The sequence below is a fragment of the Kurthia massiliensis genome (assembly GCF_000285555.1).
Taxonomy (GTDB): domain Bacteria; phylum Bacillota; class Bacilli; order Bacillales_A; family Planococcaceae; genus Kurthia; species Kurthia massiliensis.
The window spans coordinates 102,640-125,137 of sequence record NZ_HE611001.1 but is presented as its reverse complement, the minus strand read 5'-3'; the positions used below and the strand labels follow the sequence as shown (position 1 = coordinate 125,137).

The window sequence follows — 22,498 nt, the reverse complement described above, 5'->3', positions numbered from 1 at the left end:
TATTATTTATCGTCTGATGAAGAGCCTAAGAAGCTAGATAAAGCGTCTTTTAAATCTTTATCTTCAATTTTGATGTCAGCATCTTTCATCATTTTTGAAATTTTTTCTTGTAGTTTTGTTTGGTTTGGATCTTCTTCTTTCGCTTTCGCTAATTGAAGTGTTTCTTTAATTTCATCTTTTTTCTCGTCTAAAGTACCGTCAACTTTTTTGTCGCGTGTATCTTCAACTTTGATGATGTGGTAACCGTAGTCAGATTTCACAGGGTCAGAAATTTCGCCTTTTTTCATGTCGTAAGCTGCATCTGTGAATGCGCCAACCATTTCGTCAGGACCGAACCAACCAAGTTCGCCGCCGTTTTCTGCTGATGATGTATCAGTAGAGTTTTTCTTCGCTAATTTTGCGAAATCAGCACCGTCGTCGATTTGTTTTTTCAATTTTTTCGCTGTTTTTTCGTCAGCTACTAAAATGTGGCTCGCTTTTACTTCTTTACCTAAACGATCGTAGTAAGCTTTTACTTCGTCGTCAGAAACTTTGATACCATCGCGTTGTGCAGCTTCTTGTAATAATTGAAGTTTTGCGTAACGTTTGAATGTATCTTCAGTCATACCTTGTGATGCTAAGTATTGTTTGAAGTCAGTACCTTGCTCTTCGATTTGTTTCTTTTGGTCGTCAACTTTTGCTTTGATAGCTTTATCGTCAACTTTATATTTATCTTCTAACACTTTTTCGATCATGATTAATTGAACAGCGTTGCTACCAGCTGATTCTTTCATTTCATCGTATAAGTTTTGGACTGTGATGTCGCCAACTTTTGAAGTGACTACTTTCTCATCCATGCCGCCATCGCCGCATGCTGCAAGAGCAAGGACTGATGTTGCAAGAGTTGCTGCTAAAATACCTTTTTTAATGTTCATAACTTTAAATTCTCTCCCAACTTTACTTCAATATATATCTGCTTTTGTAACTATAACACAAACGTTTGAAAAAGGAAAAGGTTCCCTAAAGTTCAGGTACATGTTAGTGTTTCTCTATGTTTCCAAAGGTTTGCGCGGTAAAAAGGGCATAAAAAAAAGACTGGTCATCCAGCCTCTTTCATGATTATGTCATCGTCACTTCAATATAGAAAGAAACGAGCAAGATCGTAATTAAAATGTTTATCGTTTTGTACACTTTTGGTTGTTTTTCTTCAGGAATTTCTTTACGTGCACATAGAGTCGCCGTCATTCTATTAATTTGGAATAAATAGAAGACAGAGAATAAAATCACGAATAAAACGATCATGTCCATTCCTCCTCTCTCATACTATTTACAAGCATAACAAAAGAATATGTCACAGCACAACATTAATGCAACGGTACTAAGATTTGGAACCCTTTGTCATTTTCTTCAATTAATGCTTTTTTAGGGGCTTTTATTAAATGTTTCACGTATAATAGGTCAATTAAACATAAACCACTATGAAACGCTAATAAAAGTGCAAAATAATGACGGAAACTCGGGAAGCTCATCGCACCGACCATCAATACCGTATTAATAACAATAAACGGAATGACGAGCGATGTGATATAGCGTGATTTAAGTACCGGCTCTGCAACGTGTAGTTTAACAGTCGGTACAACTTTACAATAATATTTTATTGAAAAGCGAAGATTGTGCTTCACTTTAAATAATGGCAAGAAATGTAGCAACTTGTGCGCCGGATAGATCATCAATAATACAATGACGAACAGTGGGAACAGGCGGTCTGACACCGGTCCATGGCGGAATACATTTAATGCAATATAAAACACAGAAAACACAGCAAGCATACTTAGGATCGATAGTAAGACGATACGATCATGCCCATACTGTTTCTGTACATTAATGGTTTTCCAGCAATGCAAGATAAGCATCTCCAATTCATTTTCAAATTCTCGATACTTAACATTAATGTTTTTCATATTGAAAATCAAGCACTTTTTGTCGTGAAAGCGGGGAAACGCTTTCATTAAGAAAAATTGCGCAAATGTACAAAAAAAGAAGCTACGAAAATAGGTGTTTTATCACCCTTTGTAGCTTCTTTTTGTATGAATGTTTAGTTGTTTTCCATACTTCGGAACGTCTTCTCGAAAATGTCCATAAAATCATCACCGTAAATGTTACGAATAACGGCCATCAGTTCAAGATACTGAGGAAACTTTCCGTACATTTCCTTTAATGGAAGAGAACCTTCTAATACAGCGTGGTCGGTTGAATTAAAGTTGCTGTCGATCTCTTTTAAAAGAGATTGACCTTTATCCGTAATTTCCACATATGTATTACGTTTGTCATCATCACGTTTTGAGAATGATAGCAATCCTCGTTCCTCTAAATTTTTGGAGAAATTGAAGGCTGTCGAAACATGCATAACACCAAACTTGGCAATATCAGAAATCGAAGCTCCTTGTAAATTCGCTGCGATGCTTAACACATGATGCTCGTTAATGTTCAAATCAAATGGCTTGATCCACGCTTGCCAATCTTTTTCGACCGCTTTCCAAAGGGCCTTTGAAAGATGAGCGATGCGTTGAGTATAAATCATGGCTTCCTTTGCCGCGTTTACTTCTTCAGACATAGCTATCACCACTTTCGAAATTTTCTTTATATTATAACATTATTTCCCAAAAGTATACAACCGGCTTTTGATAAAAATACGAATAATCTAAATATTTAAGGTGATTGACATTTATCGAGAAACAATAAATGTCATTATAAAAAGTATTACACTTTCGGTTGTTTTTTGAATGTTAAACGGTTGACTAATTTTTCTACTTCTGTCGTCATTTCGCTCGCTGCTTGACCTAATTCATTTGCTGATTGGCTCATCGCATCGATATTACCTTTTAAACGTTGTTGAATCGGCGCTGTTTCTTGTTGGAACTTTTGCACAGAACCTTTTACGTCTGTCACGATATTTGGCACAGTTGTTTGTGTCTCTTGTTTAATCATATTGACAGCATCTTTTATACTAGAAAAACGTTGTTGGAGTTCACTTCCAACTTCTTGGCTAGCTTCCTTCGTCGATTTAAGCGATTGGCGGACGTTTTTACCTGATTGGGGCGTTGATAGTAGCATTGCTGTAGCTCCTCCAACGATTCCGACTGCTAGCCCTAAAAGTGATGATTTCATATTCATTGTCACGACCCCTTTCAATCATATTATTGCCTTGATTTACTCTATTAAAACATATTATTACAATATAAAGCTATTGAAAGTCAGAAAATGCATAAGAAAAGAGACTAGGGAAGCCCTAGTCTCTTCAAAGCTATTTACGCGTGAGAAATAGCTGTGTCAAAGTTTGAACGTTTGACAAGGTTTGTGATAATCGGATAAATAATCACAAACGCGACGATATTAATGGCGATTGCTGGTAGTACGACAGAAGCAAGTAATGCCGCAAATGGAATGTCTGCGCCAAGTAGTACGATGGCTGATCCTAAAAAGACGGTACCTGAAATCGCTGTACCGATACCGACAAGCACAGCGCTAACCGCGATTTTTTGTGTACCTTTTTTCAGTACGACAATCAATGCAAAGAAAATAAACGCTGTGACGAATTTATCGATAATGTTTGGCACGAAGCCTCCAGGGAACGTAGAAAATAGACCAGATAAAATACCAGTCGTTAACGCTAATAAAAAGACATCACGCGTATTTGGGAATAGCAAAATACCGACGAACATCATCGTTAACATGAAGTCCGGTTTCATCCCACCCATAATGCCAGGGATAACTAGATACAATGCGCATCCAACCCCAACAAGTAGTGCCATTAACACTAAATTTTTCGTTTTCATAATCTCATCTCTCCTAAGCTAAACTAGTCTTTGTCTCCTAATGTCTCCTCGTGAGCATTAGCGAAACTTACCATGATTCTACAAGTGTTCATATGTAAAAGCAAGGTCATTCACTTTTAAAAGTAAGAACATTTAGAAAATACAGCACCGCATTTTTAAATATTTTCGTGTGGAAACATTAATATAATCAACAAGGATAGCGCCCATTCGCGCATTTTTAAAGCAAAAACGCATCATTCTAATATAGAAAATGATGCGTTTTTCATGGTTTTAGCCTATGGTTCGTCGGTTAAAGATTTGCTTTAATTTCTTCTGAAAGTTTCGCTAACAATTCAGGTGTAAATTCGTCTTGTTTCGTATTCCAAGTCGCTTTGAAGCCATCTGTTTCATCGTAGCGTGGAATGAAGTGTAAGTGGAAGTGGAATACACTTTGACCTGCTGCTTCACCGTTGTTGTTTAAAAGGTTCATACCTACTGGGTTGAACGCTGTTTTGATTGCATTCGCAATTTTTGGGGCAACAGAGAATAAGTGGCTTGCGACTTCTTCTGACATTTCAAAAACGTTTGCTGCGTGTTCTTTCGGAATTAATAATGTATGACCTTTCGTAAGTGGACCGATATCCATAAAGGCAAATACGTGTTCATCCTCATAAATTTTCGTGCTCGGAATATCACCGGCAATAATTTTACAAAATAGACAATCTGACATATGACACACACCTTTCAACAATTTGTTTCCATTTTACCATATGACAACTGCGACACCGAGCGATTTTTGCTAAACTAATAAGGAAAGCTTCTCGGAGCATAACTCGAAATGGAGTGAAAGAAATGACGATTTTAGAAGTAACAGATTTAACAGGTGGCTATACGCGTAAACCTGTCATCCACGACTTGAATTTTGCATTACAGCCAGGGGAGTTAGTCGGTTTAATCGGCCTAAATGGTGCCGGTAAAAGTACGACGATTAAACATATTATTGGCATGATGACGCCACAAAAAGGCAGTATTCGGATTAACGGTCAAACGATGAAAGACAATATGGATGGTTATCGTACGTCGTTTTCATACATTCCTGAAACACCTGTGTTGTATGACGAATTAACGTTACGCGAACATTTAGAAATGACGGCGATGGCGTATAACATTCCATTCGACGTCATGGAAGAACGTGTGAACCCATTATTAAAAGAATTCCGCATGGAAAAACGTTTAAATTGGTTCCCGTCTCATTTCTCAAAAGGGATGCGTCAAAAGGTGATGATTATGTGCGCCTTTTTAGTGAATCCGTCACTTTACATCATTGATGAGCCATTTTTAGGGCTTGATCCTTTAGCGATTAGTTTATTGCTAGAACAAATGGATGAAAAGAAAAAAGATGGTGCTGCGATTTTAATGTCAACGCACGTGCTCGCAACTGCTGAACAACATTGCGATAAAATTTTATTGTTACACGACGGTCGTATTCGTGCATTCGGTACGATGGATGATCTACGCCAATCATTCAACATGCCAAACGCTACACTTGATGATTTATACATTCAAATGACGAAGGAGCAAGTCGATGCGTAGTTTAGAAGACGTTTGGCGTAAACGTGCCGCGCATTATACCGAAGAACTCCAAAAGTATATGCGCTTCGTTTTTACTGGGCATATGGCGCTCGTCATCGTCTTTTTACTCGGTGCAGGTGGATATCAATATAGTCATTGGCTAGATGCCAACCATGGCAATAGTGACGTGCCTGTTGCAATCATTACCGCACTCATCGTCGCCATTTTCATTACGTTAAGCCGACCGGTCACGTTGTTAAAAAAGCCTGATGAAGTATATTTATTGCCACTTGAAACAAAGCTTGATGTGTATTTTAAACATGCGCTGCGCTTTACATACGTCACGCAAATCATAATTGCAGCGGTCATTTACATCGTCATGTGGCCGACGCTACGCCAAGTCGCTGAATTGTCAGTGCCACATATTGTTGCCGGTCTCGTTGCAGTATTTTTCTTGAAATATATGAACGTACATGCAGAGTTTACGTATCGTTGGCTTCGTGAAGGAGACCGTCGATGGATGGCGCTTGATTATACGATTCGTTACGTACTAAGCGCCGCAGTCATTTGGGCAGTACTTGAAAATATGCCGTACGTAGCCACGCTGGCGATTATTATTTTTGTCGTCCATACAGCGTGGATTAAAACATATATTCAAGGTCAACCGTTCCCGTACGAACATTTCGTCGCATTAGAAGAAAATCGTATGATGGGTATTTATCGTTTTGCGAACTACTTTACGGACGTGCCACAAGTACATGGCAGCATTAAGCGCCGTAAATATGCCGATGTATTGTATAAGCTTATTCCGAAAAAACATGCGAAAACGTTTGAATACTATTTATTCCGTAGCGTCATTCGTACCGATGACCATTTTTATTTATGGTTACGTCTCGTCTTCATTAATGCACTCGTTGTCGGTTTCGTCGATATTGCTATTGCGGCAATGGTAATGTGTGCGGCACTCGGTTTTGCGGTCGCTTTACAATTAAAACAGGCAATTGCGTCGACACATGAATTTACGATGAGTATGTTATACCCATTGCCAGAAAATGCGCGTAAAAAAGCAGCGGTGCACGTCGTTCGCTACTTTATTATTGCGCAGGCCATCGTCGTATTACTTGCGAGCATTATGCATCCTTATTGCTGGGCATATGCATTGATTATTGTCATCGTCGGTGAAGTGACATTACGTTTATCAAAATAAAAAGAACGTCCCGAGTAGGGGGCGTTCTTTTTTTATTGCTGTTGATAGGCAAGGGCGGCACCTAATAACGTTTGTGCGCCTGTAAGCATCGCTCGTTCATCGAAATCGAACTTCGCGTGATGATGTGGATACGGTTCACCGTTTATAGGTTTTGCACCTGTTAAGAAAAATACGCCAGGGACGCGTTCTAAATAGTAGGCGAAGTCTTCGCCAATCATCATCGGTGCAACCCAATGGTGGCCTTTAACAGCAGGAATCGTTTGTGCGACATCATATAAAAAGGCCGCGTACTCATCGTCGTTAACGACTGGGGGATAACCGTCGATCATGTGAAACGTATAATCAGCATTGGCACTGAAACAAATCCCTTTTAAGACGCGGTCAATTTCTTCATAAATTTGATCGCGTACGGTCGTATCGAAGGCGCGTACCGTTCCTTTTATATGCGCTTGCTCGGCGATAATATTGTACGTTTCGCCAGCTTGAATGGCACCAATTGATAATACAGCAGGCGCAAGTGGGTCTAGTCGGCGCGCAACGATTTGTTGTAACTGCGAGATGACCGTTGCAGATAAAGAAATGGCATCAATCGACGTATGGGGTGCACCACCGTGACCGCCAGCACCGGTAATCGTCATATCAAAATTAGAAGCGGCAGCCATAATCGGGCCTTTTGCTACGTAGACGTGACCACTTTCGAATAATGACCATAAATGTGTCGTAAAAATCACATCGACACCATCTAAACAACCGGCTTCAATCATATCTTTCGCGCCACCTGGTGGATGTTCTTCTGCAGGTTGATGAATGAGTACATATTCACCAGCGAGCGTTGCTTCATGTTGCTTTAAAACGCGTGCAATTGCGAGCAACATCGCGGTATGCCCATCGTGTCCACATGCGTGACTCACATTGTCGACTTGTGAGCGATAAGGGACGTCCTTTTGGTCTTGAATCGGTAATGCATCAAAGTCAGCACGTAACGCTACGACTTTTCCGGGTTTTGCGCCGGTTACGCGGGCGACGATACCGTATCCACCGCCGACATTCGTTTCGTATGGAATGCCTAATGCGTCGTACTGTGCGGCAATAAACGCGGCTGTTTGCTGTTCTTGAAATGATAATTCTGGGTGCATATGTAAATAGCGGCGCGTTTGTTGCATCTCGGTAAAAACTTTTGCAAGATCTTCGTAAACGTTCATCGTTATCCCCACCTTTTATATGTGTAAAAAAAAGCTGCCTCATCGACAGCTTCATGTATTAGCGGCGCTCTTCGTCCTCATCTGGGAACTCAACGTCATCAATGTTTGTCGTATACGTTTTCGTAAATAACGTTGGTTCAAACATTTGGCTATTCATATTCATTGTGCCAGCTTCTTGGTAACTTGCGATGGCATCTTTGTAGTCGTCTGTTAATTTCCATGCTTCAAATGATGCGGCGCCAGTCCATTCCGTTAATACTAAATAATCCGTATCATTGATAGGGCGTAATAAGCGGAAAGCGACGAACCCAGGCTCATTTTTAATGCCATGTTTGCGTTGTTCGAAACGATCTTCAAATACGCGGTGTTGCTCGGCCATAATGGACACGTAAATGAGCGCAAAATAGCCATGTTCTTGAAGTGTACCTTCTTGTGCGACGACTTCATATTTTTTCGGTGCAGCAAATTTTGTTTTCTTTTCCGTTTCATGAATTAAGATGGTATTTACTTCATTAAAAGCGACAATCATATTTTCTTTTTTATATTTTGCTTTTAACGTTTGCATAAAATTAGGTGTGCCAAGGGCAATGTACAAATTAGTCATGAAAAACGACTCCTTTAATATCTATTTGTTTACATATTACCTTAAAAACAATCGATAAAACGAAACTGACAAAATTCTGTCACGTTTTCAGAACTTTGTATGACAAAATGAGCTGAAAACTATACTTTTCATTATTCAAAGGACTATAGTAAATGATGGATACGAATGTCGGATTTCTTATATTAACTTTATAGATGAGAGAAGGGAAGACAAAAAGAATGACAGTTTTTAACGATACTTTATTACGTGCAGCACGTGGGGAGCGCACAGATTATACACCGGTGTGGTACATGCGACAAGCAGGCCGTTCACAACCAGAATACCGTAAAATTAAAGAGAAATATTCATTAGAGGAAATTACGCACCAACCAGAGCTTTGTGCATACGTGACACATTTACCTGTACAAAACTATGATGTGGATGCCGCCATTCTTTACAAAGACATCGTAACGCCTCTTCCTGGAATGGGCGTTGATGTCAAAATTAAAGCAGGCGTAGGTCCTGTCATTTCAAATCCGATTCGCTCGGAAAAAGATATTGATAACTTACGTGAATTTAATCCGCAAGAACACGTACCATTCGTGTTAGAGACGATTAAATTATTAACGACAGAACAATTAAATGTGCCATTAATCGGTTTTGCAGGGGCACCATTTACGTTAGCGAGCTACATGATTGAAGGTGGCCCGTCTAAAAACTATGCAAAAACGAAAGCATTTATGGTGTCACATCCACAAGCTTGGTTCAAATTAATGGATAAACTGGCGGATATGATCGTCGTTGACTTAAAAGCACAAATTCAAGCGGGCGCAAAAGCGTTCCAAATTTTTGATTCATGGGTTGGCGCATTAAGCGAAGCAGATTATAGAATCTTTATTAAACCAGTGATGGATCGTATCTTCACTGAATTAAAAGGTGAAAACGTACCGATGATTATGTTCGGTGTTGGTGCAAGCCACTTAGTATTAGATTGGCAAGAGTTACCGATTGACGTTGTCGGCCTTGATTGGCGCTTACCTGTTAAACAGGCACGTCAAATGGGTATTCATAAACCTGTACAAGGAAACTTAGACCCAACGCTTTTACTAGCAGATTGGTCTGTACTTGAAGCGCGTACGAAAGAAATCATTGACCAAGGTCTTGAAGTACCAGGTCACATTTTCAACTTAGGTCACGGTGTCTTCCCAGAAGTTGATCCTGACGTTTTAAAACGTTTAACAGCATTAATCCACGACTACAGCCGCGAACAAATCGCTGCAAAATAATCTTTGAGGTGACAAATAATGAAAAAACAAATTGGTTTATTAGTGATGGCATACGGCACACCACAAAAAGATGAAGATTTAATTCCTTACTACACACATATTCGCCACGGACACCGTCCAACTGACGAACAAATCGAAGACTTACGTAGCCGCTACCAATCAATCGGTGGTATTTCACCACTTGCGGCAACGACTGAAAAACAAGCACACGCATTAGGTGCCCGTTTAAACGAAGTACAAGATGAAGTGGAATACAAAGTGTATATCGGTTTAAAACATATCGCGCCATTTATTGAAGATGCGGTTGAACAAATGATCAACGACGGCATTAAAGAAGCAATTGGTATCGTGTTAGCGCCACACTTCTCATTATTCTCAACGAAAGCGTATCATACACGTGCGGCTGAAACAGCGCAAAAAATCGATCCAGATTTCAAATTTACAGGCATCGATAGCTGGTACAAAGAAGAAAAATTCTTACAGTACTGGACTGAAAAAATTAATGCTGAATTTGATGGCATGTCAGATGAAGAACGCGAAACAGCATGTCTTGTCGTTTGTGCGCACTCATTACCAGAAAAAATTATTAAAATGGGTGACCCATACGCGGAACAACTTTTTGAAACGAAAGATTTACTACAAGCACGTACAGGCGTGAAAAACGTTGAATTCGGTTGGCAATCAGCAGGTCAAACGAAAGATCCTTGGTTAGGACCAGACGTACAAGATTTAACACGCGACCTTTACAACGAAAAAGGTTATCGTTCATTCACATACGTACCAGTCGGTTTCGTCGCAGAGCATTTAGAAGTGCTTTACGATAACGACTACGAATGTAAAACAGTTTGTGAAGAACTAGGTGCAAACTATCACCGCCCAGCAATGCCAAATGACAATCCATTATTCATCGATGCGATGGCTGATGCGGTACAAAAGGCATTCGCTAAATAATATAGAAAGTGATGATACATGTGACTGACAAAAAGCGAAGGGTAGCCGTAATCGGTGGCGGAATCACCGGTCTTGCGGCGGCGTTCTATTTGCAGGAACAGGCGAAATTACATCACTATCCATTAGAAATCGTATTACTCGAATCTTCTCATCGCTTAGGCGGGAAGCTTCAAACGCTGCGCAAGGATGGTTTTATAATTGAACGCGGGCCAGATTCTTTCATTGACCGTCGTGGTATCATTTCGTCATTAGCGACAAAGATTGGCATTGATCATGATATGATCAAGACGGCGCATGCGAAAACGTATATTGCGATTAACAATAAAGAATTACAGCCAGTCCCAACGAGTAACATTCTAGGGATTCCAACACAAATCAAACCATTTATGGCATCAAGCTTGGTGTCGTGGAGCGGAAAAGTAAGAGCTACGGCAGATTGGATACTGCCACCAAGTCGCGTTGATGGGGATCAATCGCTTGGGAAATTTGTGCGTCGACGTTTCGGCGAAGAGTTTGTACAAAATGTTATTGAACCTTTTTTATCGGGTGTTTTTTCAGGAGATATTGACGAGTTAAGTTTGGAAGCAACATTACCAATTTTACGCGACTATGAACAGCAGTCGAGTAGCTTAATGCGAGGTATTCGACGTGAATTAACATCGATTGAAGGGCGTGCATTTACAAAAGAATATAATGCGTTTAACATGCAAACTTTTGCCAAAGGGATGGATATGTTGGTGGACGCGCTCGCAACACATCTGACGTGTCAATTGATGAAAGGCGTACGCGTACAATCAATCACGTCGTACGAACAACAAGTTTGTTTATCGTTAAACAATAAATCGACGTTAGCAGTAGATGGCGTCGTTGTGGCGATTCCACATCAATCGGCACGTACGTTGTTTGAAGATCATTTATTAGAAGATTTAAAAGACATTCCATCGAATACCGTTGCGACGGTATCGATGATTTTTAAAGAGGCGGATTTACCGTCATTTGATGGAACGGATATTTTTATGTCGCGTAATAGCGATTATTCATTAACGTCACTGACGTATGAGCATAAAAAATGGTCGCACATTGCACCGGAAGGCTATGCATTAGTCAATTGCTATATCGGTCGTACAGGTGATGCGTCGATTGTTGAATTGTCCGATTCCGAAATTGAAAAAATATTACTTGAAGATTTACATCAGCTGAGTGGACTAAACGTACAACCTATAGAAACGATTGTATCGCGTTGGAAAGATTCGATGCCACAATATACGATTGGACATATTGAACGTGTGAAGCGCGCAAAAGCGAATTTACACGGAGCGTTTCCGACCGTTCGTTTAGCAGGAAATTCATATGAAGGTATTTCACTCGCAAATTGTATTGAACAAGGGTTTAACAACGCCGAGGAAATACTAGCGCAATTGTTTTCAACGCAAGAAGTCGTCCAATAGGGCGGCTTCTTTTTAATGCCATTCAGATTTCACACACATTTCACATACATTTTGTACAATAAACGTAAGGAGTGATCATTGTGCGAACGACGATATTAGGGCTAATAGTGATGAGTTTTTTACTTGCAGCTTGCAATCATACAGCTTATGAACCGATTGATAAATCAACCGATTTTGTAGCATCTGTCAACATTGAAGAACCGTCGATTGATTTTATTGATAGAAATGGCAAACAGCTCGCAGTATGGCCGTTATCTGAATCTTATAGCGGTGCGACGCTAGTCGGGGACGACCGTATATTGCTGTACGGTCACAATATGGATCATGCTGACCTTGTGCAATTAAGTAACGGGAAGCACGTTGCCAAAATAGAAACAGGTGAAGGGACGACGAATGCCATTTATGATACGAAAACGAGACGCGTTTACGTAGCAAATAGTTGGACGAATAACGTCACTGCATACGACGAAGATGGACAGCAGCAACAAACGCGTAAAACGGGCATTTATCCGATGTCGATGTTGACGTATGATGGGCAATTATTCGTCGTCAATTTTAAAGATACGACGCTAAGCGTATTAGATGCGCAGACGCTCGCTTTGAAAGATGAATGGAAGATTCCGAAATCATCAAACGGATTAATCGTCGTTGGTGATGAATTATGGATTGGTGGGCACGGTAGCGGAAGTAAACCGAACGACACCGTAGAACGCCTTAACATTCATAACGGTGAAAAAATGGCGAAATTAACGTTGCCGATGATGCCGATTGCTTTTTTAAAACAGCAACAGCACGTATATGTATTAAGCCATGGTGAAAATGTGTTGCATCAACTCGGTAATGACGGCAAACGCGTGGCGAAAGTAGAAGTCGCATCGAATCCATTTGCGCTCGCAAGTTTCGCGGGAAGCATTATTGTTGCAGGATATGACGATCATAAAATATATTGGACGAAACAGATGAAAGTTGAAAAAAGTCAGGATGTTGGAGAAGGGCCATTTCAATTGTTAGTGAGGGAAAAATGATGACAACTATTTTAATCGTAGATGATGAACAACCGATGCGCGAATTGATTCGCATTATGTTAGCGCAACAACAAATTCACACGTATGAAGCATCAAACGGACAAGAAGCGCTAGATTTAATGGCGCAACTCGATATCGACCTCGTTTTACTCGATGTGATGATGCCTGAAAAAGACGGATTTACCGTTTGTGCAGAGCTGCGTCAAACATCAAATGTACCGATCATTTTTTTAACGGCGAAAGATGCGGATGAAGACAAAGTGCATGGACTTCGTATCGGTGGTGACGATTATATCGTTAAACCGTTTAGTGGAGAAGAATTAATTGCACGTATCGAAGCAGTGTTACGTCGGACGACACAAATGATGCCGCAACAACAAATGTTGACGTATGACGAAATTGCATTAGATGAAATTGGTCGTAACGTAACGGTACGTGATGAAAAAGTGACATTGACGATGAAAGAATTTGAACTGTTACATTTGTTTATGAAGCATCCGAACATCGTTTACACACGTGACCAGTTGCTAGAGCAAGTTTGGTCAGGTGATTATGCAGGCGGTACGCGTACGGTCGACACGCACATTAAAACGTTGCGTTTAAAGTTAGGAAAAGACGTAAGTAGCTATATTCAAACTGTTTGGGGCATTGGCTATCGATTTGGACGTGGTCAATAATGCGGAAACTGTCGACGAAAATTTGGTTGCTCGTCGTCGCCTTTTTAGTATTTACAGTGTGCTTTATGTATGGGATGACGCACTATTTGTATGAACGTCTATACGTAGAAGATACGGAAAGTGCAATGATTGAAGTCGGAACGAAACTAGCGGGTACGTATGAAGGTGGGAAAGTAACCGATACGTTTGTAGATGATGTAGATCGCTACAACATGTATTCGAATATGAATGTGTTTGCGGTTCGTAACCCACGTGAGCTTAGTGCTTGTGTGCCGTTTGATATCGATTATGATACGTTGATTGGTTCTGAGGAACGGAAGCAATTGTTAAGTGGGAAAACGGTAACGAAGCAAGGATATGAAAAACGTTTTGACCGCCAAGTGATTTCTGTCGTCGTACCACTCGTCGATCAAAATCGTTTAGAAGGTATTATTTATTTGTATTATCCGCTGGAGAAAATTACAGAGCTCGCCGCGAAAGATATTTTAATCATTGTTGTGTTAGCGTTATCGTTTTTAGCGTTAATGACTGTGCTGACGATGAAAGGAATTAACGTCATTATGAAGCCATTGAAAAAGCTTCAACAAGCATCGCACAAAATGGCACAAGGAAATTATGATACGCGCGTCGCTATTACCGCCCAAGATGAAATTGGCGAGTTATCCAAAACGTTTAACGAAATGGCAGCCTCTATTCAACGGAGCGATGAACAACAGAAGCAGTTTTTAGCAAACGTCTCTCACGAATTGCGCACGCCGATTAGTTATGTGAAAGGCTATAGTGAAGCGCTCGCAAAAGGGATGATTCCGAAAGAACAATGCACAGAAAAATTGATGCTCATTTCAAAAGAAGCGACGCGTATGGAAAAATTAACGACAGAGCTATTACAGCTATCGCGTGCAGAACGAATCGAACAGCTCGACAAACAGCCACTCGTACTAGCCGAAGCGTTACGTGAATCGGTTGCCATTGCGACACAGCGTGCGCATGACCGTCAAATGACTTTTGATGTACAGCTTGATGAATCGTTGATCGTAGAAGCAGATGATGAGAAGTTGAAACAAATTATCGTCAATTTAATTGAAAATGCGATTCGCTATTCAGAACCGCATCACACGATTGAGTTACGTGCGACAGAAAGCGGTGCATTTGCTGAAATTATCGTTCGAGATCATGGAATCGGTATTCCGACAGAGGATTTACCGCACGTAGCGGAGCGATTTTATCGCGTCAATAAAGCGCGTAGTCGGAGCGATGGTGGTAGTGGCTTAGGATTATCCATTGTGGCCCAATTAGTCGCAGCACATCATGGTCATTGGACGATTGATAGTACAGTTGGACAAGGCACGACGGTAACGGTGTATTTACCACTATTAGAAATGATTTAAATAATGTAATATAACAGGTGGATTCAATCAAAAAATTATTAGAAAGTGTATTACTTTTTCATAACTGTATTAGTATAAAAAGAAAAACGGACACGTTGGGGGCGTGTCCGTTTTTGTTAAGCAATTTACTTATAGACTCATAAACAATGGTCCAAACTGTTTATGAACGAGCGCATATTAAAAGCTATTAAGATAGCGATTAATGCAGTAATATCAGTGTCTGAGGGTTATAGAGAGTTGCATTTTTCACAAGTGTTAGCGTAGCACTCGCTTTGTTCCTCAATTTTTTCACCACATTCTGCACAATGCTTTTCTGGTAAGTTCTTGAAAAATTCTACTACGTTTTCTAACATATTACTTCTCCTCCTTCAATTCTGTTATATTACTGATTTGATGTAACTAATTGTATTATAACAGTAGATTAAAAGTCAATACAAAAATTCAAAATTAAGTTAAAATATTTATAGATTGAAAAAGGGAGGATTTTTTCCATGTTATTTATCGACAACAAAGGCATTCACGATCCACGCATTAATTTAGCGATTGAGGAATATGCACTCAACCATTTAAATGTAGATGAAGGGTTATTACTGTTTTACATTAATCAACCATCTATCATCATCGGTCGCAATCAAAATACCGTTGAAGAAATCAATACCGACTACGTAGATGAAAACGGCATTATCGTCGTACGTCGCTTATCAGGTGGTGGTGCGGTGTACCATGATTTAGGAAACTTAAACTTTAGTTTCTTAACGAAAGACGAAGGCGACAACTTCCAAAACTTTAAAAAGTTCACGCAACCAGTAGTAGATGCACTCAAAAATATGGGCATCGATTCAGAACTATCAGGTCGTAACGATATTTTAGCGAACGGTCGTAAAATTTCAGGGAATGCGATGTTTTCAAAAAATGGTCGTATGTTTAGCCACGGCACATTAATGTTCGACGCGAATATTGATGAAGTTGTAAATGCGTTACGTCCGAAAAAAGAAAAAATCGAATCTAAAGGTATCAAATCTGTGCGTTCACGCGTCACAAATGTTAAAGAAATGTTAGCAGACCAATCGATGACCGTTGAAGATTTTCGTTTAGAAATTTTAAAATCAATTTTCGGTGGCTTAGAAAACGTTCAATATTACGATTTAACAGAAGAAGATTGGGCGAATATCCACAAAATTTCAGAAGAACGTTATCAAAAATGGGAGTGGAACTATGGTAAATCACCGAAGTTCAACATTCAACGTTCGAAAAAATTCGCTTCAGGATTTATTGATTTACGCTTAACTGTGAACAAAGGCATCATGCAAAACGTTCATATTTTTGGCGACTTCTTCGGTATTGGTGATATGGTAGACATTGAAACAGTACTGACTGGTGTGCGCTATGAAAAAGAAGCGATTATAGAGGCGTTAAAACCGATTGACGTCCCACGCTACTTCGGCGGAACATCACTCGAAGATTTCGTTAATTTATTGTATTAACAACTAGGAGGGGAAATGATGAACACCCACCGTATTTTAATCGTTGAAGACGATATAAAAATTGCTTCGATGCTTGCGGATACGCTGCGCAAATATCATTACGAAGTAAAAACAGTGGAGCATTTCGATCAAATTATCGAAACGTTTAAAGCGTTCGATCCTCACCTCGTCTTATTAGATATAAACTTGCCATCGTATGATGGATTTTATTGGTGCCGTCAACTACGTCAGTTTACGACGGTACCAATTATTTATATTTCGGCACGTTCGGGCGAGATGGATCAAATTTTTGCGCTTGAAAATGGTGGCGATGACTTTATTATGAAGCCATTTCATTATGAAATTGTGCTCGCGAAAATTAAAAGTCAGCTGCGTCGTACGTACGGAGAATACGCGGCGAAGCAAGAAGAGCGTACGATTAAGCAAGGCCAACTAACGCTTTATTTAGAGCGAATGGAATTGCATACGAAAACCGACCACATTGCACTACAGAAAAAAGAATGTGTCATTTTAGAATTGCTCATGGGCGCTTCACCGAAAGTCGTTTCTCGTGAACGCTTATTAGAAGAACTATGGGATGATCAAGCGTTTGTTGATGAAAATACGCTGAATGTTAATATGACGCGCGTGCGTAAAAAGTTGGCCGATTATCACGTACAGTCGACGATTGAAACCGTTCGTGGCGCTGGGTACCGTTTTGTATTGAGTAGCGAGGAAGTGTAGTCATGCAAATTATGATGCTCTTTATTCGTGAACATTTACCAATCGTCTTTTTTGAAGTATTTGTCGTCATGTTTATTTTATTGCTCTATTGGTTAGACGGTTTCCGCGATATGAATACCGCTATTTATTCGATGCTCATTACGCTCGTATTAACAGGTACGTTTTTAATTGTGCGTTACGTCATTCGCAAGCAATATTATAAAAAAATTACGAATGTCCCTCAAAAGATGGAAGACGCTTTGCAATCGACAGGGAAATCTCCAGAACATGTCCAAAGCGAGGAATACATTCATGAGCTGTATCGTATTTATCAATTAGAAGCGCAAGAGCTCTATGCAGCGCAAAATCGTCATTTACAATTTATGAATCAATGGGTACATCAAATGAAAACACCACTTTCAGTATTAGAATTGATGTTACAAGATGACGAACCGCTTGATAAAAAAGGGGTACAAGAAGAAGTCGAACGTCTGAAGCATGGCTTAGAAATGGTACTCATGAATGCGCGTCTTGATACGTTCGAAGAAGATATGCATATCGAAAAAGTCGACTTGCAACAACTCGTCATGTCAGTCGTCAATCAACATAAGCGACTGTTTATTACGCATCGTGTCTTTCCGAGTGTGACGTTGCCAGAAAATTTAATGGTGACGACGGACTCAAAATGGATGAAATTTATTATCGGACAGTTTATTACGAACGCAGTGAAATACACATTTGATAGTGGGAAGAAAGTATATATTACGGCGGATGTCACAGCCGATACAGTATCGCTAAGCGTGCGTGATGAAGGGATTGGCATTCCACCGACAGATTTAAAACGCGTCACGAAAGCATTTTTCACAGGAGAAAATGGGCGTAAATCTGGTGAATCAACAGGTATGGGCTTATATTTAGCAGATGAAATTTGTCAAAAACTCGGTCATGCGTTAACGATTTCATCGACAGTCGATGTCGGTACAACGGTGACGGTGACGTTCAATCTGTCATAGGAAGGAGGACTTTTCATGGCGATTTTAACGATTAATGATGTAACGAAAGTATATGAAGGTAAAGTGACACATCGTGCGGTCAATCAATTAAGTTTTGAAGTTGAAAAGGGCGAGTTTATCGCTGTCATGGGGCCTTCTGGTTCTGGAAAGACGACGTTACTGAATATGATTTCGACGGTCGATCGTCCGACAGCTGGCGAGATTTTAGTCGACGGCGTCAATCCACATAGTTTAAAGAAAAATGATTTGGCCTTTTTCCGTCGTCGTCAGCTCGGCTTTATTTTTCAAGATTTTAATTTATTGCAAACGCTAAATGTTGAAGAAAATATGGTGTTGCCATTAACGTTAGACAATATGAATGTGAAAGAGATGCAAGCGCGTGTGAAAGAACTTGCACAACATCTCGGCTTAGACTCAATTTTACACCGCTTGCCGAACGAAATTTCAGGCGGGCAAGCGCAAAAAACGGCTATTGGTCGCGCTCTTATTCATAAGCCATCGCTCATTTTAGCAGATGAGCCGACCGGGAATTTAGATTCTAATTCATCTAAGGATGTGTTAGAACTGCTCGGGAAAATTAATAAGCGTGACCATACGACGATTGTAATGGTGACGCATGATCCGATTGCGGCAAGTTATTGTGACCGCGTGTTATTTATTAAAGATGGTGAATATTTCAATGAAATTTATCGCGAAGATCATCGTCAAACGTTTTTCCAACGCATTTTAAATGTGTTGAGCCTTTTAGGAGGTCATGTCGGTGACTTTTCGTCAGTTCGCTTATCGTAATGTTGTCCGAAATTATCGTATTTATGCAGCATTTTTTTTAGCGAGTGTATCATCGGTCATGGTATTTTTCATTTATTCAATGCTCATGTATCATCCACGCGTTGAAAATGAATTTATGATTGATATCGCGTTTCGCGGTATGTATATTGCCCAAATTATTTTAGTGCTGTTCATGTTATTTTTCTTATTTTATTCGATGCGAGCGTTTTTAGAAGCGCGATCGAAAGAGTTCGGTATTTTAATGCAACTCGGCATGGAAAAACAACAGCTTAATAAACTCGTCACGTTTGAAACGATGTTAATTGGAATGGCGTCAACGTTCGTTGGGATTTTATTCGGTTTTGCATTTTCGAAATTTTTCTTTATGGTCATTCGTGAAATTTTACAAATTTCCGCATTGCCGATTTATTTTTCATGGAAGCCGTTTGCGCTGACGATTATGACGTTTACGACGCTCTTTATCGTCGTGTCACAATTAAGCGTTTGGACGATTAAAGACCAAGCGCTCATTCATCTTTTACGAGGTACCGAGAAAGAAGAACAGACAGAAGACTATTCAAAACTAGCTGCACTAACAGGTTTTTTATTGCTCGGTTTGACGTATTATATGATGTTAAACGTCGATAAAAACAATTTACTATTTTTATCGCTCGCCGTACCGCCCATTATGACGGTCGGGACATACTTTTTCTTCATTGACTCGACGTTGATGATTGTGGACTTGCTACGCAAAATGAAGTTTTTATATTGGCGTAAATATCACTTACTCGCATGGTCTGAATATGCGAAAATGTTAAAAGCAAATTCGAAAATGTTTTTCTTATCGTCTGTCGTGTCGACGCTCGCATTTTTAGCGATTGGTACACTCGGTTCGATGTCAGCATTTACGCATCAATATCATCAACTGAATCCAGTGAATATGCTCTACATTAGTAAGCTCGGGAACAGCTATGAACGACAACATATTATTAGTTTACAGCGCGAGTTGAATAAAAAAAGTTTAGAGTACAAAATGACAACGCTCGTCGTGAAACCACAAACGTCATCAGCTACAAATAAAGCCGTTCAAGTGCTAAGTGAGGCGCAATTTAACGACTTAGCGAAAGCGCTCGATGAAGAAACGGTGAAGTTGAAACGAGGGCAAGCGATCTTTTTACCGTACTCGTACGATTCATATGAGTCGTTAAAAAACAAAGATGTGCAAACGACGCTCGTTGAAAATGGGGTAGACATTCGCATTAAAGGCGCCTATCCGAATACATTTTTCTCGAAAGATGAACTCGGCGTTAATGCGATCATTGTCGATACGGAGGATTTCAATCAGCTGTATTACAATAAAGACGGTTATCATGTCAATGGACGTGTCGATAAAATGTTTGCTTTCACGTTAGAAGATTGGACAGACACACAATACGTCGGTCAGTCGTTAGACCGCTTGATGACGGAATCATTCATTTCTGGAAGCGAAAATGTATTGCCGTTTTATTATAAAAACACCGGTATCGATTACGAAGTGCTACGTTCAACATTTGCGTTAATTTTGTTTATTGGTATTCTCGCATCATCGGTATTCTTTATGGCTGCGGGTAGTTTTATTTACTTTAAATTGTATGCGAACTTAGACGGTGACCAACGACAATATGCAACGTTACGTCGTATGGGGGTGACGGATCGTGAAATTCGTCATCTCGTCAATCGTCAATTAATTCCTCAATTTTTCTTGCCGTGGGGCGTTGCTGTCATCAATAGTAGTTTTGCTTTTATCGGTTTACAAGTATTTTGGGAAGGTGTTGCCGATATGTCGATTGCGCAAACATTGATTATGGTGTTCTGTGTGATGACCGGCTTACAACTGCTCTATTTTTATATGATTCGTTGGCGTTATTTAGCGCATTTAAAATAACGAACATAAGACGGCCTATCATAAGGTCGTCTTTTTTTGTTATAACGATTCCTTTTTTTGTATAATACAACAAAAGGGGTGACGGATTGTGAATTTACGACAACAGTTATTTTCGCAACGTGTAGAGCGTACTGCGTTAATTGATGAGGGGAAAGTTGTAACATATGGAGCGATGCACGCGCGGATTGAAGCGATTGCATCTTATTTAGTGACGCGCGGCATTCAACCGCATACGCATGTCGCTTTATGTATGCATAATGATCGGTTGTTTATTGAAAGTTTATATGCGATTTGGACGATTGGTGCAGTAGCGATACCGATTAATCCAGATTACACCGAAACGGAGCGCGCATTTATATTGCGAGATGGCGATGTCGTGTTTGCAATTAGTGAACAACCGTTAGAAGTGCCGTACGTTATCGCTTCACAACTTGAAGCGATTCGTCCGACAAGTTGCGACCATCATCCACTAGCAAGCGATGATACGGCGCTCATTTTATATACATCAGGTACGACTGGTCAACCAAAAGGCGCGATGTTAAGCCATGGCAACTTATATAGCAATGCACGTGATGTTGCGACATTTTTCTTATACGAACCGAACGATAAAATGCTTGTGACGCTTCCAATGTTTCACGTATTTGCATTAACGGTCGCTGTCAACGCACCACTTTTCGTCGGTGCGACGCTCGTATTACACCGCCGTTTTAGTCCGAAGGCGGTATTGCACGATATCGCGCTGCATCGCGTCACATTGTTTGCAGGGGTACCACTAATGTACAACCATATGACGCAACTTCAAGAAGCGGCTAATTTGTCGTCATTACGATTAGCCATTTCTGGTGGTTCACCGTTACCGCGCGCAATTCATACACTGTTTTATGAAAGGTTTGGCGTATCGATTTCTGAAGGGTACGGTTTATCAGAAGCATCACCTGTTACGTGTTTTAATCCACCAGGTGCTGAAAAAATTGGTACTGTCGGGACGCGTATTCCGAATGTGGAATTAATGATTATCGATGAAGGGTTAAATGTGTTAGTACCAAAACGCATCGGAGAACTTGTCGTTCGTGGACCGAATGTGATGACAGGGTACTACAAAAATGAACAAGCAACCGCAGATGCATTTGCGAACGGTTATTTACGTACAGGGGATTTAGCGATGATAGATGAAGATGGTTATGTGACGATTATTGATCGGAAAAAAGATTTAATTCTCGTAGGTGGTTACAACGTGTATCCGAAAGAAGTCGAAGAAGTGCTCTATACATATCCAGGTGTCCAAGAAGTGGCAGTCGTCGGGAAAATGGGGCAGTCGATGGAAGAAGAAGTCGTCGCGTACGTCGTTAGCGCACAACCGTTAGATGAAGTGAAGCTACAGGCGTATTGCGCGCAAAAACTCGTACGTTATAAATGTCCACGTCGCATTATTCAACGCGAGACGTTACCGAAAAATAGTACCGGAAAAATTTTG

Annotated in this window: 24 protein-coding genes; 14 read left to right on the top strand and 10 right to left on the bottom strand. The window is 40.2% G+C overall.

Annotated elements, in window-relative coordinates:
* Positions 1–2: 2 nt before the first annotated feature.
* The 7 genes from KMHG_RS13475 to KMHG_RS13440 form a co-directional block, all read right to left on the bottom strand.
* A complete protein-coding gene (locus tag KMHG_RS13475) occupies positions 3–914 on the bottom strand; it encodes a peptidylprolyl isomerase (protein ID WP_010290278.1) in 912 nt (303 codons plus the stop codon).
* 184 nt (positions 915–1,098) lie between these two features.
* Complete coding sequence (locus KMHG_RS13465) at positions 1,099–1,281, bottom strand: hypothetical protein (protein ID WP_010290277.1); 183 nt, start codon at positions 1,279–1,281, stop codon at positions 1,099–1,101.
* Between the two features lie 62 nt (positions 1,282–1,343).
* Complete coding sequence (locus KMHG_RS13460) at positions 1,344–1,892, bottom strand: DUF3267 domain-containing protein (protein WP_238984697.1); 549 nt, start codon at positions 1,890–1,892, stop codon at positions 1,344–1,346.
* 182 nt (positions 1,893–2,074) lie between these two features.
* Positions 2,075–2,599 carry an HTH-type transcriptional regulator Hpr gene (locus tag KMHG_RS13455; RefSeq protein ID WP_044504900.1) on the bottom strand — a complete coding sequence of 175 codons (525 nt, stop codon included), beginning with the start codon at positions 2,597–2,599 and terminating at the stop codon, positions 2,075–2,077.
* Positions 2,600–2,739: 140 nt separating this feature from the next.
* Positions 2,740–3,153, bottom strand: coding sequence for a YtxH domain-containing protein (locus tag KMHG_RS13450; protein ID WP_010290274.1), 414 nt, complete (start codon positions 3,151–3,153; stop codon positions 2,740–2,742).
* Between the two features lie 134 nt (positions 3,154–3,287).
* A complete protein-coding gene (locus KMHG_RS13445; protein WP_010290272.1) occupies positions 3,288–3,815 on the bottom strand; it encodes a tryptophan transporter in 528 nt (175 codons plus the stop codon).
* Positions 3,816–4,104: 289 nt separating this feature from the next.
* Positions 4,105–4,524: an HIT family protein gene (locus KMHG_RS13440; protein WP_010290271.1), complete on the bottom strand. Its 420-nt coding sequence runs from the start codon at positions 4,522–4,524 to the stop codon at positions 4,105–4,107.
* Positions 4,525–4,646: 122 nt separating this feature from the next.
* On the opposite strand from KMHG_RS13440, the gene KMHG_RS13435 reads away from it, so the two are divergent.
* Both KMHG_RS13435 and KMHG_RS13430 read left to right on the top strand, forming a co-directional pair.
* Positions 4,647–5,387, top strand: a complete 741-nt coding sequence (locus KMHG_RS13435) for an ABC transporter ATP-binding protein (protein ID WP_010290268.1) — start codon at positions 4,647–4,649, stop codon at positions 5,385–5,387.
* Positions 5,380–6,573 (top strand): ABC transporter permease, encoded by a 1,194-nt coding sequence (locus KMHG_RS13430; RefSeq protein ID WP_010290266.1) that lies wholly within the window; start codon positions 5,380–5,382, stop codon positions 6,571–6,573. Before KMHG_RS13435 ends, KMHG_RS13430 begins: the two co-directional genes overlap by 8 nt.
* Before the next feature lie 32 nt (positions 6,574–6,605).
* On the opposite strand, the gene KMHG_RS13425 is transcribed toward KMHG_RS13430, so the two are convergent.
* The gene (locus tag KMHG_RS13425) at positions 6,606–7,775 is read right to left on the bottom strand and encodes an amidohydrolase (RefSeq protein ID WP_010290263.1); all 1,170 of its coding nucleotides are present in this window, start codon (positions 7,773–7,775) and stop codon (positions 6,606–6,608) included.
* Positions 7,776–7,833: 58 nt separating this feature from the next.
* On the bottom strand, positions 7,834–8,379 hold the full coding sequence (locus KMHG_RS13420; RefSeq protein WP_010290262.1) for an antibiotic biosynthesis monooxygenase family protein: 546 nt from the start codon (positions 8,377–8,379) through the stop codon (positions 7,834–7,836).
* Positions 8,380–8,597: 218 nt separating this feature from the next.
* On the opposite strand from KMHG_RS13420, the gene hemE reads away from it, so the two are divergent.
* The 6 genes from hemE to KMHG_RS13390 all read left to right on the top strand — a co-directional run bounded on the left by hemE (position 8,598) and on the right by KMHG_RS13390 (position 15,133).
* Positions 8,598–9,644, top strand: a complete 1,047-nt coding sequence (gene hemE / locus KMHG_RS13415; RefSeq protein ID WP_010290261.1) for a uroporphyrinogen decarboxylase — start codon at positions 8,598–8,600, stop codon at positions 9,642–9,644.
* 18 nt (positions 9,645–9,662) lie between these two features.
* A complete protein-coding gene (hemH, locus tag KMHG_RS13410) occupies positions 9,663–10,595 on the top strand; it encodes a ferrochelatase (protein WP_010290260.1) in 933 nt (310 codons plus the stop codon).
* A gap of 20 nt (positions 10,596–10,615) precedes the next feature.
* Positions 10,616–12,043 (top strand): protoporphyrinogen oxidase, encoded by a 1,428-nt coding sequence (hemG, locus tag KMHG_RS13405; RefSeq protein WP_010290259.1) that lies wholly within the window; start codon positions 10,616–10,618, stop codon positions 12,041–12,043.
* Between the two features lie 80 nt (positions 12,044–12,123).
* On the top strand, positions 12,124–13,068 hold the full coding sequence (locus KMHG_RS13400; RefSeq protein ID WP_010290258.1) for a YncE family protein: 945 nt from the start codon (positions 12,124–12,126) through the stop codon (positions 13,066–13,068).
* A complete protein-coding gene (locus KMHG_RS13395) occupies positions 13,068–13,745 on the top strand; it encodes a response regulator transcription factor (protein WP_010290257.1) in 678 nt (225 codons plus the stop codon). Before KMHG_RS13400 ends, KMHG_RS13395 begins: the two co-directional genes overlap by 1 nt.
* Positions 13,745–15,133, top strand: a complete 1,389-nt coding sequence (locus tag KMHG_RS13390) for a sensor histidine kinase (protein WP_010290256.1) — start codon at positions 13,745–13,747, stop codon at positions 15,131–15,133. Before KMHG_RS13395 ends, KMHG_RS13390 begins: the two co-directional genes overlap by 1 nt.
* Positions 15,134–15,360: 227 nt before the next feature.
* Here the strand turns inward: KMHG_RS13390 and yhfH are convergent, their stop codons facing one another.
* Positions 15,361–15,486 (bottom strand): protein YhfH, encoded by a 126-nt coding sequence (gene yhfH / locus KMHG_RS18870; RefSeq protein WP_010290253.1) that lies wholly within the window; start codon positions 15,484–15,486, stop codon positions 15,361–15,363.
* 138 nt (positions 15,487–15,624) lie between these two features.
* On the opposite strand from yhfH, the gene lplA reads away from it, so the two are divergent.
* From lplA to KMHG_RS13355, 6 genes are all read left to right on the top strand, one after another.
* A complete protein-coding gene (lplA, locus tag KMHG_RS13380) occupies positions 15,625–16,617 on the top strand; it encodes a lipoate--protein ligase (RefSeq protein ID WP_010290251.1) in 993 nt (330 codons plus the stop codon).
* A gap of 18 nt (positions 16,618–16,635) precedes the next feature.
* Entirely contained in the window at positions 16,636–17,340 is a 705-nt protein-coding gene (locus KMHG_RS13375) for a response regulator transcription factor (protein WP_010290249.1), read from the top strand.
* A 2-nt stretch (positions 17,341–17,342) separates the two neighbouring features.
* Positions 17,343–18,332, top strand: coding sequence for a sensor histidine kinase (locus KMHG_RS13370; RefSeq protein WP_010290247.1), 990 nt, complete (start codon positions 17,343–17,345; stop codon positions 18,330–18,332).
* Between the two features lie 15 nt (positions 18,333–18,347).
* Positions 18,348–19,121 (top strand): ABC transporter ATP-binding protein, encoded by a 774-nt coding sequence (locus KMHG_RS13365; protein WP_010290246.1) that lies wholly within the window; start codon positions 18,348–18,350, stop codon positions 19,119–19,121.
* Positions 19,093–21,024: an FtsX-like permease family protein gene (locus tag KMHG_RS13360; RefSeq protein ID WP_010290245.1), complete on the top strand. Its 1,932-nt coding sequence runs from the start codon at positions 19,093–19,095 to the stop codon at positions 21,022–21,024. Before KMHG_RS13365 ends, KMHG_RS13360 begins: the two co-directional genes overlap by 29 nt.
* 88 nt (positions 21,025–21,112) lie before the next feature.
* A partial coding sequence (locus tag KMHG_RS13355; RefSeq protein WP_010290243.1) for an AMP-binding protein occupies positions 21,113–22,498 on the top strand: 1,386 nt, incomplete at its 3' end.

Excerpts from the sequence above, each read along its gene's own strand:
- hemE (WP_010290261.1), top strand. The coding sequence starts at position 8,598 with ATGACAGTTTTTAACGATACTTTATTACGTGCAGCACGTGGGGAGCGC.
- KMHG_RS13460 (WP_238984697.1), bottom strand. The coding sequence starts at position 1,892 with ATGCTTATCTTGCATTGCTGGAAAACCATTAATGTACAGAAACAGTAT.
- KMHG_RS13435 (WP_010290268.1), top strand. The coding sequence starts at position 4,647 with ATGACGATTTTAGAAGTAACAGATTTAACAGGTGGCTATACGCGTAAA.
- KMHG_RS13395 (WP_010290257.1), top strand. The coding sequence starts at position 13,068 with ATGACAACTATTTTAATCGTAGATGATGAACAACCGATGCGCGAATTG.
- hemH (WP_010290260.1), top strand. The coding sequence starts at position 9,663 with ATGAAAAAACAAATTGGTTTATTAGTGATGGCATACGGCACACCACAA.
- KMHG_RS13425 (WP_010290263.1), bottom strand. The coding sequence starts at position 7,775 with ATGAACGTTTACGAAGATCTTGCAAAAGTTTTTACCGAGATGCAACAA.
- KMHG_RS13475 (WP_010290278.1), bottom strand. The coding sequence starts at position 914 with ATGAACATTAAAAAAGGTATTTTAGCAGCAACTCTTGCAACATCAGTC.
- KMHG_RS13370 (WP_010290247.1), top strand. The coding sequence starts at position 17,343 with ATGCAAATTATGATGCTCTTTATTCGTGAACATTTACCAATCGTCTTT.
- KMHG_RS13450 (WP_010290274.1), bottom strand. The coding sequence starts at position 3,153 with ATGAATATGAAATCATCACTTTTAGGGCTAGCAGTCGGAATCGTTGGA.
- KMHG_RS13445 (WP_010290272.1), bottom strand. The coding sequence starts at position 3,815 with ATGAAAACGAAAAATTTAGTGTTAATGGCACTACTTGTTGGGGTTGGA.
- yhfH (WP_010290253.1), bottom strand. The coding sequence starts at position 15,486 with ATGTTAGAAAACGTAGTAGAATTTTTCAAGAACTTACCAGAAAAGCAT.
- KMHG_RS13465 (WP_010290277.1), bottom strand. The coding sequence starts at position 1,281 with ATGATCGTTTTATTCGTGATTTTATTCTCTGTCTTCTATTTATTCCAA.
- KMHG_RS13430 (WP_010290266.1), top strand. The coding sequence starts at position 5,380 with ATGCGTAGTTTAGAAGACGTTTGGCGTAAACGTGCCGCGCATTATACC.
- KMHG_RS13390 (WP_010290256.1), top strand. The coding sequence starts at position 13,745 with ATGCGGAAACTGTCGACGAAAATTTGGTTGCTCGTCGTCGCCTTTTTA.
- KMHG_RS13420 (WP_010290262.1), bottom strand. The coding sequence starts at position 8,379 with ATGACTAATTTGTACATTGCCCTTGGCACACCTAATTTTATGCAAACG.
- KMHG_RS13365 (WP_010290246.1), top strand. The coding sequence starts at position 18,348 with ATGGCGATTTTAACGATTAATGATGTAACGAAAGTATATGAAGGTAAA.
- KMHG_RS13440 (WP_010290271.1), bottom strand. The coding sequence starts at position 4,524 with ATGTCAGATTGTCTATTTTGTAAAATTATTGCCGGTGATATTCCGAGC.
- KMHG_RS13375 (WP_010290249.1), top strand. The coding sequence starts at position 16,636 with ATGAACACCCACCGTATTTTAATCGTTGAAGACGATATAAAAATTGCT.
- lplA (WP_010290251.1), top strand. The coding sequence starts at position 15,625 with ATGTTATTTATCGACAACAAAGGCATTCACGATCCACGCATTAATTTA.